Consider the following 12,699-nt stretch of genomic DNA (forward strand, 5'->3'; position numbering starts at 1 on the left):
GCGCAAGCCAAGCGCGGCCTGCCGATCGGCGTGCTCGCGATCGATCTCGATCGGTTCAAGGCGGTCAACGATCGTTATGGCCATCTCGTCGGCGACGCAGTGCTGGTCGAGGTCGCCCAACGGTTGCGCAATTCCGTTCGCCCGACCGATCATCTGGCGCGGCTGGGCGGCGACGAGTTCGTCGCGCTGCTGCCGGATTCGACCGTCGAACGCGTCGCGATGGTGGCACAACGGATCGAACGCGCGCTCAACCAGACGATGCAATGGGTCGACACGGTCGTCCCGATCCATGCCAGCGTCGGCGAGGCCACGATGCCGAACCCGAACGACGACCAGGTCTCGCAGAGCTTCAGCGCGGCGCTGTGTCGCGCCGATGCCTCGCTTTACGCGACCAAGCGCATTCGGCACGATGCCTATGCCCTGCAGGGGGGTTGACGCGAGCGACGGCTAGAATCCGCCCCTTGCCAGTACCGCGTGGGACCAGGACGCGGCGGCATCCGACGTCGCGTTCGGCCACATCGGGGCGTCGAGGGTTCCGATCGCGAACGGTCTATTCCGATCGGACGGCCAGCACCGGCGGTTCGTGCTCTCCCGGCGCGGCCAATCGTGCGCGTATCCCTCTTGCGTTATTTGCCCTTGAGGATGCCGGTAAGCAGCTCCAATGCATTCTGGACGATCCCGCCCGACGCGTTCTGTGGGTTGTTGGCCGCCGCTGCGGCGGCTGCCGCTGCCGCCTTGGCGGCATCGTCCGCGGCCTTGGCGGCAACCTTCGCCGCATCGGCCTGCTGCTTGGCTGCATCCGCGGCCGCCTTGGTCGCTGCCTTGGCGGCCTCGCTGGCGGTCTTGGCGGCTTCGCGGGCGGCCTTTGCGGCAGCCTGATCGGACGCGTCCTTGGCCGTCTTGTCCGCCGTTGCCTGCGCCGCGGCGACGTTGGCCTTGGCAACATCGTCCGCAGCTCTTGCCGCCTCCGCCGCAGCTTTCTGCGCTGTCGCCTGCGCGCCGGGATCGCCGGCCGCATTGGCAGCGTCCAGCGCGGCCTGCGCTGCAGCCTTCGCCGTCTGGTCGGCAACCATTTTTGCTGCAGCCACCATGGCATCGATATCGCCTTGCGCCTTCGCCGCAGCGTCGGCTGCCTCGCTGCTCCCCTTGTCCCCATTGGCCTTGGCGGTCGCCTCCGCCGCCTGCTGCGCGGCCAGCGCCGCCATCCGGGCCGCCTGGTCCGCCGCCATCCTGGTCTGCGCGGCCATGTCCTCGGCCTGCGACTGCGTGGTCGCGGCCTGGCTCGCCATGGCAGTGGCGGCGCCTGCTGCGATCGCGGCATTGGCGGTGTCGACCGCCTTGACGGCCGATGCGGACGCTTCGGTGACCGAGCGGGTTATGGTCGCGAGTTCGGCGATGTCGGCCGCACCGCCGGTGGTGCCGCTGACCAGCCCGTTCGTCACCGCGGCAAGCGACACCGGGGCCTCGTAGATCGCCGCGTCGATGCCCGGCGCCGCGACCGCGACGGGGGCCGAAACGGCGCCCGGCACCTCAGCCGAGGCTGGCGTTTCCGAAGGCGCAGCGACCGCCGTGGCAACGCTTTCGGCGGCGACGGGCGCGGGCGTCGGGTCGGGGCCCGGTGCCGAGGGCGACGCGACCACCTTGGTAACGCCGTTGCTCTCGACCCGCATCCTGTAAAGGTCCTGCGCGCCGACCATCGCGACCGAGCCCGGCTTGAGCAGATCATGCGCACCGCCATCGCCGGTCGCCACGTCGACTGCACCTTCGAGCACCTGGACCGACGCGCCCTTGTCCGTGACCCCGACCGAAAAGGTCGTGCCCTTGACCACGGCGGCGAGATACGGCGTCTTCACCTCGAAATGCGGCGTCATCTTCTTCTTGATCATGAAGACGACGTTGCCGACTTCCTGAACAACCTGCGTAAAGCCGGTCGCCTGGACCTCCACCGGCAGGCGCAGCCGGGAGGCGGCGGCGACCATCATATATTCGGACCCGCGCACCAGCACCGCGCGGCCGCCCGGACCGGTCGTCACGGTGTCCCCCGCTGCGACCCCGAGGCCGCGCGTGGCGACCTTGCTGAGACCGCCATGGCCGATCTGCACGGGTCCGCTCGTCTCGCTCACCGTCCAGCCGGGCTCGGTGGCCATCGCGGTCGAGGAACAACCCGCAGCGATGATCGCGATGAACCGTTTACGCATCCTAGTACCTCTCATTCAGGCACACCGGGTAGCGCGCTGGCCTGTGCAAAAAGTTCAAACTCGCGGTAAATCCTCCGTTAGCCATCGAAGAAACTAACCTTTTGCAAAGGCTTGCACCCTACCCAGCCAATAACGGCTGGAGGTTTCTGGAATGCGTGTGGCGAGAAGTGTGCTGGCGGGCGGTGCGGCCGTGCTGTGTCCGTGGAGCGCCGCGCAGGCGCAGGACCAGCTCAATCGCGCCGACCCCGCAATCCTCTCGCGCACTTTGCCACGCCCCGCATCGCCGCAGCCCGCCACCGAGCCGGTGGTCGCGACGGGCCCGAGAACAGAACAAGCCGAAACGCGGGCCGCACCGCGAATCGCGCAGGCGATCGTGGTCCAGGGCGCGGACGACATTGCGCGGGACCGCTTCAGCAACGGCCTGATCCCGTACCTCGGACGGAACCTGTCCGGCAGCGATCTCAGGGCGCTTTCCCGCGCGGTCGCCGATGTCGCGCGGCAGGCGGGCTATCCGTTCGCCAGCGCATGGATCGAGCCGCAGGCGATGGCCGACGGCGTGCTGCGGGTGCGGCTCGACGCAGGAACGCTTTCGGCGGTGCGCGTGATCGGCCACCCCAATGCGCTGGCGGATCGCATGCTGACCCAGGCGCTCGTCACCGGCCGCCCGGTCCGCCGCGAACAGCTCGAACGCGCGATCCTGCTCGTCGGCGACATCCCGGGGATCACGGTCAAGGAAAGCAAGTATCTGCGCCAGGACGGGTTTGGGATCCTGCTGGTGACGATAACGGAGGATCGGCTGAGCGGTTACGCGCAGGTCGACAATCGCGGCAGCAAGGAAGTCGGGCCGATCCGCGCGACCGCGATCGCCAACGCGCGCGGTCTGTTCCAGTCGGGGGATGAAGCGAGCCTCCTTCTGGCGAACACGCCGATCAACCCTTCGGAGTTCGTGTTCGTTCGTGGGCGCTACACTGCGCCGGTCGATTCGCGCGGGGCGACCGTCTCGGCCTCCGCGTCTTATGGTCTTGCCAACCCCGGTGCCGCCCTCGCACCGCTCGACGTCACCGGGGAGACGTTCGACGCGAGTCTGTTCTACTCCCGGCCGATCCTGCGGTCGCGCGAACGCAGCCTGTGGGCGACGGTGGAAATCCGCGGGCTGCGAAGTCGCCAGAGCCTGCTCGGCTTCCCCTTGCGCGACGATTCGATCGCGACGGTGACGGGCGCGCTCACCGGAACGATGCGCGCAGGTTCCGGGATCCTGCGCGGCGGGGTGCGGCTGACCGACGGGCTCCCGGTGCCGGGCGTGTCACACGAGGGCGACGCGCGGATATCGCGCAGCGATGGCGACGCGCGTTTCGTCGTGTTGAGCTACGCCGCGGAATGGGTCGTGCCGCTGTCGCGCCGGGTCAGCCTGGCGCTGGCCTCGGAAGCGCAGGTCGCATCGCGCCCGTTGCTCGCGACGATGGAAATCGGCGTCGGCGGTCCGGGCTTCGGGCGCGGCTATGATTATGCCGAGCGCACCGGCGACAACGGCATCCTCGGCTCGGGCGAAGTCCGTCTCGATCTCGGGCGGTTTGCGCCGCGCCTCGTCGATCGGGTACAACTTTATGCGTCGGTCGACGGCGGATATGTCGGGAACCTGCGCGGCGGTGCCGGGGGTGGCGCGCTGCTGTCGACCGCGGCGGGCGTGCGGACCGGTCGCGGTCGGCTGAGCGGGATGCTAGAAATCGCAATGCCGATCAACGCGGATCGTTTCGATACCCGTAACAGCGATCCCCGCCTGTCCTTCCGCCTGTCGCGGGTGTTCTGATGCGGATCGCGCGCGGGCTGACCGCAGCCTTCGACCCGCGGCCGTCGAGCTGGGCGATCGTCGGCACGGCCGCGTTGGTCGGCCTGCTGCTTGCGTTCCTCCCGATCGGCGCGGCGATCGACCGCACGCTCAGCGCGGCGCGCTTTGCGCTGGTCCCGCAGGTTGCGAGCGGCAAGGTGGTGGTGGTCGAGATGGACGCGCAAAGTGCGCGCGCGATCAAGCGGTGGCCATGGTCACGCGCGCATTACGCCGCGGTGGTCGACCATCTGCGTCGGGCGGGGGCGAGCGCGATCGTGTTCGACGTGGACTTCTCGTCGTCAGCGGACTCGCCCGGCGACACCGCCTTTGCCGCAGCGCTGGAGCGTTCCGCCGGGCTGGTCGCCTTGCCGACCTTCGGCCAGAGCGCCAATTCGGCCGACCAGCGCACGATCGATGCATTGCCGCTTGCGATGTTCCGCGCGCCGGTCGCGCTCGCGTCGGTCAGCATCCAGCCGGATACCGACGGGCAGGTCCGCGCGATGCCGTTCGGCACGGTGACGGCGGGCGTGCCACGCCCCTCGCTGTCCGCCTATATCGCGCAAACCTCGGGCACCGTGAACGTCGGCTTTCCGATCGACATGTCGATCGACCCGGCGACCATCCCCCGCCTCAGCTTCATCGATGTCCGCAACGGCACGTTCGATCCGGCGCGGGTCCGGGGTCGCGCGGTCCTGATCGGGGCGACCGCGGTGGAAATGGGCGACCGCTATGCCACCCCTTTGTGGGGGGTCATTCCGGGTGTGGTGGTGCAGGCGATGGCCGCCGAAACCCTGCTGCGCGGAGTCCCGGTCAACGGCAGCGCGGCCGTGCCGTTCCTGCTCGCTTTCCTGATCGTGGCCGGCGTCGTCCGGCTGCGGAGTGCCGCGCTGTTCGCGACGGTGGCGGTCGCGCTGATCCTGGTGTCCGGCGCGGCGTTGCTGGCACAGCATGCCCTGCTGGTCACCTACCCGCTCGCCGCCGCTCTTGGCATGCTCACCTTTGCCGGTTGCGCCTGCGGGATCCGCGAAGTCGCCGGGCGGTTCCGCGACCAGCGCATGATCGACGCGGCGACCGGTCTTCCCAACGGACTGTCGCTGGCTGCCGAACGATTCGACTCTGCCGAGTGCACGCTGGTGGTGGTGCATCTCGCCAATTACGACAGTCTGGTCGCGGTCCTCGGGTCGCGGCCCTCGGGCGACGTCCTGTTGCGGATCGCCGACCGCCTCGCGCTGGTAGCGAGCGGAAACCGCGTCTATCGCGCCGCCGACCGTCAGCTCGCGTTCGTGCTGCCACAGGACGAACCGGTCGACGACACGCTCGACGGGCTGCGCGCGATCCTGCTGCAAGCGGTCGAGGTCTCCGGCCGCAAGGTCGATGTCGCGGTCGCGCTCGGGGTTGCGACCGGCGCTTCGACCGCAATCGAACGCCTGCTCGCGGACGCGGCGCTTGCCGCCGAGCAGGCGTTGCAAGGCGGGGGCTTCTGGCGCCGCAGCGTTGCCGACGACGGCGGTCTCGAACGGTCGATCTCGTTGATGGGCGAGCTCGACACGGCGCTTGTCGAGGGTGGGATCGAAGTCTTCTACCAGCCGAAATACGACGTGCGGACCGCGCGGATTACCAGCACCGAAGCACTGGTCCGCTGGCGTCACGCCACGCGCGGGTTCATCGGCCCCGACCTGTTCATTCCGCTCGCCGAGAAGACCAACCGGATCGCCCCCCTCACGCTCCACGTGTTGCGGACCGTGGTCCGCGACCTGTCCGGCTGGCGCACCGCCCATGGTGCGGTGACCGCTGCCGTGAACATCTCCGCCAACCTGCTTTCGGACGCGGCGTTCAATGCGGAGGTCGAGCGCATTCTGGGTACGTCGGATGTCCCCGCGACCGCGCTGGTCTTCGAAGTCACCGAATCCGCCGCCATGTCCGATCCGACCAGCGCGATCGCCGCGCTGAAACGGTATCGCGCGCTCGGGATCGCGCTGTCGATGGACGATTACGGGACCGGACAGTCGACGCTGACGTACCTGAAGCAGTTGCCGCTCAACGAACTGAAGATCGACCGAAGCTTCGTCCAGCACGCCCATGTCAACCGCGCCGATGGCGTCCTCGTCCGCTCGACCATCGAACTCGCGCACGACCTCGGCCTCAAGGTCGTCGCCGAGGGGGTCGAGGACCAGGCCTGTCTCGACTTCCTGAAGACCTGCGGATGCGATGTGATCCAAGGCTATTTCATCAGTCGCCCGCTCCCGCTGCCGCAGTTGCTGGCGCTGCTGGCCGATCCGTCCACGCTCGCGGCCTGAGGGAGCGGGCCGTCGACCGGGGCTGAACGCGTTCCGGGAATTTCCCGGCTTGGGCCGACCGCCTCGATCCGCCATGGAGGCGCGCCATGGGGACATTCGCGACTTCCGGTCGAACACTGATCCGTTTGATACCGACGCCCCCGACTGGTCGCGAAGGGCTGGTGTTGCTCGGCTATGCGGGCGCATTCCTGCTCGCGCACCGGGCTGCCGCCTTCTGGGGTGGAAGCAGCTATTACTCGCTCTGGTTTCCGGCGGCGGGGCTTCGTCTCGCCTTGCTCTGGCGCGGGGGCGCCCGGCTGACCCTGGCGGTCGCGGCGATCGAGATCGTGATGCAGGTCTTCAACGGGGTCGTGCAACCGGCGGGGGACTGGCCCATCCAGATCGTCGGCGTGGCGCGTCCGGTGCTTGCGTACGGGCTTACGGTCGCCGGGGTGCGCTGGGCGACCGAACGCGGCCAGAACAGCCTGGTCACGCCGCCGATGCCGTTCGGCCTCGCCGCCGTCCTCGCGCCGATCGCCGCGGCCCTGTTCGCCCTGCCCTCGGCGTTCCTGCAACCCGCGATCACGCATGTCGACGGCCTGCGACAGATCATCGCGTCGTTGACCGCCTTTGCGGTCGGCGACCTGCTCGGCGTCCTGTTGCTGGCCCCGCCGCTGCTGTGGCTGGAGGATGTCGTGGCCGGGCGGGCGTCGTTCCAACGCCCCCGGCTGCGGCATGCGGTCGAGGCGGTTGCGGTGCTTGCGGTATCGATCGGCATGGTCGTCGCGCTCTCCAGCATCGGGCTTGGCCTTCCGGCGACGCCGGTCCTGCTCGGGACCGCCTGGATCGGCCTGCGCTTCGGACGTGCGGCGGCGTGGGGCGCGATCGTCCTGGTCGCGCTCGTGGTGCTGCCGCACACCAGCGGCGTCATGCCGATCGACGAGCGATTGTCGCTCCACCTCAGTCTCGCGGCGGTCGTCGTGGTAGGCTATCTGGCGGGCAGCTTCGCCGAAGCCGAGGCACGGGCGCGGGTCGATATCGCCCGGCGGGACCGGATGCTGTTCCAGGCCGAGCGGCTGAAGACGCTGCGCGCGATGTCGGTCGCGGTGATCCACGAAATAAGCCAGCCCCTGTCGACGCTGGCGATCGAGGCGCGGCATCTCGCGGAAATCACCGTGAATGCCGGGGACGAGATTGCCGCGAGCGCGGTCCTGATCGAGCGCAAGGCCGATGCGCTGTCCGTCCTCGTCCGGCGGCTTCGCCGGTTTGGCGGCCGCGCGGTGGACGAGCCGTCCCTGCTTCCGGTCAACGCGCTGATCGACATCGTTCTGGGTCTTGCGGCACCGGAAGCGAAATCGGCGCGGGTCGCGCTGATCGTCGGCCCGATCGATCCCGACCTGGTCGTGCTGGGCCAGGAAATCGAACTGGCGCAAGCCCTCGTCAACGTTCTCCGCAACGCGATCCAGGCCAGCCAGACCCGCGACATCCACGTGGGGATCGACCAGGACGCGCAGGACGTCATCATCTCCGTCGCCAATCCCTGCGCCGATGCTGCCCCTTACGCCGGCATGGGCGTCGGGACGCTCGTCGCGCGCGCGATCGTCGAGGCGCACAATGGTCGCCTGACCCGCGAGGAACGCGCCGGGCACCATATCGTCCGCCTTACCCTCCCCCTTGCCGGAGACCGCAAATGACCGCTGCAACCGTATATGTCGTCGACGACGACGGCGATCTCGGCGCGAGCGTGGCGCGTTTGCTCGGGCGGCACGGCCACGCCGCGGAACCGTTCCTCGACCCCGCCCTGCTGCTCGAGGTCTATGCCGAGGCCCCGGCGCATTGTGTCGTCACCGACGTGATGATGGGCGACCTGGACGGGTTCGCCTTCGCCGATCGGTTGCGCGCGCTGGATCCGGGGGTTGCGATCATCTTCATGACCGCGTGGCCGACCACCGCCAACGCGGTCGACTCGGTGCGCCATTACGGCGGGCTCGATTATCTCGAAAAACCGCTCGACGAGGATCGCCTGCTGGCGGCGGTTGCCGAGGGGATCGCCTGGTCGCGCCGGACCCGCGCGGTGATCGAGCGGACCGCCAGCCTCACCCGCCGCGAGCGGCAGGTCTTCGACCTGCTCGTCCAGGGGCATAGCAACAAGGCCGTCGCCGCCGCGCTGGCGCTCAGCCCGAAGACCGTCGAGGATCACCGCGCCGCGATCGTCGCCAAGACCGGGGCGAACGGTCTCGCCCAGTTGATCGCGCTCGCGCAGTGACCGGTGGCGGTCGCCGTCAGCGATCGTCAGAAATGCGCGAGATAACCGCCATCGACCGCAAGCACCTGCCCGGTGACGTAGGAAGAACCGGTCGACGCGAAGAAGAGGACGGCCCCCGCGATCTCCTCGGGGCGGCCCCAGCGACCAAGCGACGTGCGGCGGGTGAGATGATCGGCAATCGCGGGGTCGGCGACCATCGGTCGGTTCGCCTCGGTCGCGAAAAAGCCCGGCGCGACCGCATTCACCGTGATCTGGCGCGACCCCAGCTCGGCCGCCAGAGCGCGTGTCAAAGCGTCGAGCCCCCCTTTTGCCACCGTATAGGCGGCGTCTCCGGAGCGGGCGATCTGGCCGGCAATCGACGTGACGTTGATGATGCGGCCGCCGCTCGGCATTTGCGCGGCGACGGCGCGGGCCAGATCGAACGGCGCGACAAGATTGGTCTCCAGCATCCGACGCACATCCGCGCGAGCGAGATCGGCAAGCGGCCGGCGGTCGCGCGCCCCCGCATTGTTGACCAGGATGTCGATGCCGCCACGCCCTTCGAGCAAGGTGGCCGCCGCATCGTCCCGATCGAGGTCGGCAACGATATATTCTGCCGAACCGCCGGTCTCCGCGATCGCGTGAACGACAGCGCGCAGACGATCCACGTCACGACCCTGCACCAGAACATGCGCACCGGCCTTGGCGAGGGCATGCGCGATCTCGCTGCCGAGGCCACCACTCGCCCCCGTGACGAGGGCGGTCTTGCCGGTCAACCGCGTCATCGTGGCTCCGTCTCGTCCGCCGCCGAAAGCAGATTTGTGATGATCGTTTCGAGCAGGCTCGTCAGGCGTTCCATATCCGCGGGAGATATGCCCGCCATCGCGGTCTGATCCACCCGGTCATCGAGCAACCCGAGCCGTTCCAGCGTCGGCATCGCCTGTGGCATGAGGTAGAGCCGGTTGACGCGGCGGTCGGCCTGGTCCGGGCGGCGTTCGACCCATTGCGCCGCCTCGAGACGATCGATCGTCTGCCCGGTCGTCACCGTGCCGATTTCCAGCATCTCGGCGATTTCGCGCTGCGTTGCCCCCTCGCGGACGTAGATTGCGGCGAGAACGCGCCACTGCGCGCGCGTGAGCGGCTTGCCGTCGGACAGCGACATACTGCGCGCGCGCTGATCGAAGCGCTTCCGCAGCAATTTGGTGATCAAAACCACCTGCGTCGCAAATCTACGGTTTGGCGGCGCGCCGCGGCCACTGTCATCGATCGTGACCATAACGCCGGTCGCTTCCTTTACTGTCCCCCGCGCACCGTCGGTACCAAATCCTGCCTGTCCGTCAAAGACTGATACTGCGCAGGCGGATCATGCGCTTGCGTACTATTCGCTTGCGCGCAATGTCCTTTCGGTAGCAGAGCCGCCGGGAGCGCTCGATCCGGATCCGCTCGACTCGCAAGTCTGCCGACCCGCTGCTTTCGGTGAGCAAGGAAATATGAGCTTGGAAGATACCCCCGGCCGCTCGACGGATTATCCCAGCGTCGAGACGTCGCCCCCGGTCGAAAATCCCGCTCCGCGCGTGGCGGCGGTCGACCCGCAACCCCGCCGCCGTCGCAATTTCCGGACGCCGTTGCTCCTGCTGGCACCGGTCGTGGCCGTCATCCTCGGCCTGTACTTCTATCTGAGCGGCGGGCGCTATCAGGCGACCGACAACGGCTATATCCAGTCCGGCCTGGTATCGGTCAGCGCGAACGTCAGCGGCCCGGTGGTGGCGGTCGCGGTGCGGAACAACCAGCATGTCCGTTCGGGCGACGTCCTGTTCCGGATCGATCCCGCCCCCTATCAGGCTGCGGTCGACGAGGCCGTCGCGGAACTGGCGACCGCGCAAGCGCAAGTCGGGTCACTGCGCGCCAACTTCCGCGAAGGCGAAGCCGCGCTGCAGGCCGGGCGCGACCGGCTGGCCTATGCGGTGCGCGAGGCCGCCCGACAGAAGGCGTTGCTCGCCGAAGGGATCTCGTCGCAGAACCAGTATGACCAGGCCGTGCTCGCGGCGCAGACCGCGCGCCAGCAGATCCAGACCTCGGTCCAGCAGAATGCGAGCGTCGCCGCGACGCTGACCGGAAGCGTGACCGCGCCGACCGACCGCCAGCCAGCGGTGCGCCGCGCGCAGGCGGCGCTCGAGCGCGCGAAGCTCAATCTGGGCTATACCGTCGTGCGCGCCGCGCAGGACGGGATCGTCACCAAGGTCGATCAGCTCCAGGTCGGCAGCTACGTCAGCGCCGCCAAGCCGGTGTTCACGCTCGCCAGCACGCGGTTGTGGGTCGAGGGGAATTTCAAGGAAGACCAGCTCAACCACATGCGGATCGGCCAGCGCGCGACGTTCAAGGTCGACGCCTTTCCCGATCTCGAGCTGACCGGCCGCGTCGCGAGCTTCAGCCCCGGCACCGGCAACAGCTTCGCGTTGCTGCCGCCCGAGAACGCCACCGGCAACTGGGTCAAGGTCGTCCAGCGCCTGCCGATCGAGTTCAGCATCGATCGGTTGCCGCGCGACCTCCCGCTCCATGCGGGGCTGAGCGTCGAGGTCAAGGTCGACACCGGCTATCAGCGCCATCTGTTCGGCGGCGCGACGCAGGCACGATGACCGGCGCTTACCCGGACCCGGCGACCCGCAACATCATCACCGCCGCCGTGATGGCGGCAACGGTGATGAACTCGCTCGACAGCACAATCGCCAACGTCGCGCTCCCGCACATCCAGGGGAGCGTGTCGGCGTCGAGCGAGGAGATCACCTGGGTCCTGACGTCCTATATCGTCGCCGCCGCGATCATGACGCCGCTGACCGGCTGGCTGGCCGGACGGTTCGGGCGCAAGCGGCTGATGCTGTGGTCGATCGTCGGGTTCACCGTCGTCTCGGGGCTGTGCGGGCTTGCCAACAGCCTCGGCGAACTGGTCGGCTTCCGCCTGCTGCAAGGGGTGTTCGGCGCCGCGCTGGTGCCGATGAGCCAGGCGATCCTGCTCGATATCAACCCGCCCGAACGCCACGGCCCGGCGATGGCGGTGTGGGGCATGGGCGCGATCCTGGGGCCGATCATCGGGCCTGCGCTCGGCGGCTGGCTGACCGACAATCTGTCGTGGCGCTGGGTCTTCTACATCAACCTGCCGATCGGCATCCTCGCCTTCATCGGCCTGTCGGGGTTCCTGACCGAGACCAAGGATTCAACGCGGCCACGGCTCGACATCTTCGGCTTCGCGATGCTGGCGCTCGCGCTGGGCTCCTTCCAGCTGATGCTCGACCGCGGGCAGACCAAGGACTGGTTCAGCTCGCTCGAAATCTGCATCGAGGGCGCGATGGCGCTGTTCTTCGGCTATCTGTTCGTCGTCCAGACGCTGACCGCGCGTCAGCCGTTCATCGACATCGGCATGTTCAAGGATCGCAACTTCCTGACGGGTTCGATATTCGGCTTCTTCCTCGGCACCGTGCTGTTCGGCGTGCTGGCGCTGTTGCCGACGATGCTCGAGACGCTGATGGGCTATCCGGTGGTGCTGACCGGACTCGTCACCGCGCCGCGCGGGATCGGGACGCTCATCTCGATGATCATCGTCGGGCGAGTAATCAAGCGGGTCGATGCGCGGCTGCTGATCCTGATCGGCTTCGGACTTGCCGCCTATTCGCTCCACATGATGTCGGGCTTCTCGCTCGGGATGAGCGAACGGCTGGTGATCATCTCCGGGTTCATCCAGGGGCTCGGCACCGGGCTGGTGTTCGTGCCGCTGACAACGATCGCGTTCGCGACGCTCGATCCCAAATATCGCAACGAAGGCGCGGCGATGTTCACGCTGACGCGCAACATCGGCTCGGCGGTCGGCATCTCGGTGCTCCAGGCAATGACGATCCGCAATTCGGCGACCGTCCACGCCCGGCTGACCGAAGGGATCCGCCCGGACAATCCCGCGCTGCCCGGCGGGTTCGATTTCGACCTGCCGAGCGCGGTCGCGGCGATGAACGCGCAGATCACCCGCCAGGCGTCGATGGTGTCGTACATCGACGCGTTCTGGATGCTTTTCGTGCTGACCCTCGCGGTGATCCCGCTGCTGCTCCTGATGCGCGGCCCGCGCAAAGGCGCGGCGGCCGGACCCACCATCCATATGGACTGATCCGC

At 68.3% G+C, this 12,699-nt stretch carries 10 protein-coding genes; 7 read left to right on the forward strand and 3 right to left on the reverse strand.

Annotated features, from left to right (window positions below; all coding sequences use genetic code 11):
- Positions 1-435 (forward strand): GGDEF domain-containing protein (locus tag RI03_RS14585; RefSeq protein ID WP_010218171.1); only part of this gene is annotated, 435 nt, incomplete at its 5' end.
- A gap of 191 nt (positions 436-626) precedes the next feature.
- Here RI03_RS14585 and RI03_RS14590 read toward each other — a convergent pair.
- Positions 627-2,198: a FecR family protein gene (locus tag RI03_RS14590; RefSeq protein WP_010218173.1), complete on the reverse strand. Its 1,572-nt coding sequence runs from the start codon at positions 2,196-2,198 to the stop codon at positions 627-629.
- A gap of 151 nt (positions 2,199-2,349) precedes the next feature.
- Between RI03_RS14590 and RI03_RS14595 the strand changes: the two genes are divergently transcribed.
- From RI03_RS14595 to RI03_RS14610, 4 genes are all read left to right on the forward strand, one after another.
- Positions 2,350-4,005 (forward strand): ShlB/FhaC/HecB family hemolysin secretion/activation protein, encoded by a 1,656-nt coding sequence (locus RI03_RS14595; RefSeq protein WP_238542381.1) that lies wholly within the window; start codon positions 2,350-2,352, stop codon positions 4,003-4,005.
- Positions 4,005-6,320 carry a GGDEF domain-containing phosphodiesterase gene (locus RI03_RS14600; RefSeq protein WP_010218177.1) on the forward strand — a complete coding sequence of 772 codons (2,316 nt, stop codon included), beginning with the start codon at positions 4,005-4,007 and terminating at the stop codon, positions 6,318-6,320. The genes RI03_RS14595 and RI03_RS14600 overlap by 1 nt, the downstream gene beginning before the upstream one ends.
- A 125-nt stretch (positions 6,321-6,445) precedes the next feature.
- Positions 6,446-7,993, forward strand: a complete 1,548-nt coding sequence (locus RI03_RS14605) for a sensor histidine kinase (RefSeq protein WP_238542382.1) — start codon at positions 6,446-6,448, stop codon at positions 7,991-7,993.
- A complete protein-coding gene (locus tag RI03_RS14610) occupies positions 7,990-8,565 on the forward strand; it encodes a response regulator transcription factor (RefSeq protein WP_010218180.1) in 576 nt (191 codons plus the stop codon). Before RI03_RS14605 ends, RI03_RS14610 begins: the two co-directional genes overlap by 4 nt.
- A gap of 26 nt (positions 8,566-8,591) precedes the next feature.
- On the opposite strand, the gene RI03_RS14615 is transcribed toward RI03_RS14610, so the two are convergent.
- Both RI03_RS14615 and RI03_RS14620 read right to left on the reverse strand, forming a co-directional pair.
- A complete protein-coding gene (locus tag RI03_RS14615; protein WP_010218182.1) occupies positions 8,592-9,329 on the reverse strand; it encodes an SDR family oxidoreductase in 738 nt (245 codons plus the stop codon).
- Positions 9,326-9,820, reverse strand: coding sequence for a MarR family winged helix-turn-helix transcriptional regulator (locus RI03_RS14620; protein WP_010218184.1), 495 nt, complete (start codon positions 9,818-9,820; stop codon positions 9,326-9,328). Before RI03_RS14620 ends, RI03_RS14615 begins: the two co-directional genes overlap by 4 nt.
- Before the next feature lie 214 nt (positions 9,821-10,034).
- Here RI03_RS14620 and RI03_RS14625 point away from each other — a divergent pair, with 214 nt between their 5' ends.
- Positions 10,035-11,180 carry an HlyD family secretion protein gene (locus RI03_RS14625; RefSeq protein WP_010218186.1) on the forward strand — a complete coding sequence of 382 codons (1,146 nt, stop codon included), beginning with the start codon at positions 10,035-10,037 and terminating at the stop codon, positions 11,178-11,180.
- Positions 11,177-12,694 carry a DHA2 family efflux MFS transporter permease subunit gene (locus RI03_RS14630; RefSeq protein ID WP_010218187.1) on the forward strand — a complete coding sequence of 506 codons (1,518 nt, stop codon included), beginning with the start codon at positions 11,177-11,179 and terminating at the stop codon, positions 12,692-12,694. Before RI03_RS14625 ends, RI03_RS14630 begins: the two co-directional genes overlap by 4 nt.
- Positions 12,695-12,699: the final 5 nt, after the last annotated feature.

It is taken from the genome of Sphingomonas sp. PAMC 26621, assembly GCF_000251145.1.
In the GTDB taxonomy this organism is placed as follows: domain Bacteria; phylum Pseudomonadota; class Alphaproteobacteria; order Sphingomonadales; family Sphingomonadaceae; genus Sphingomonas.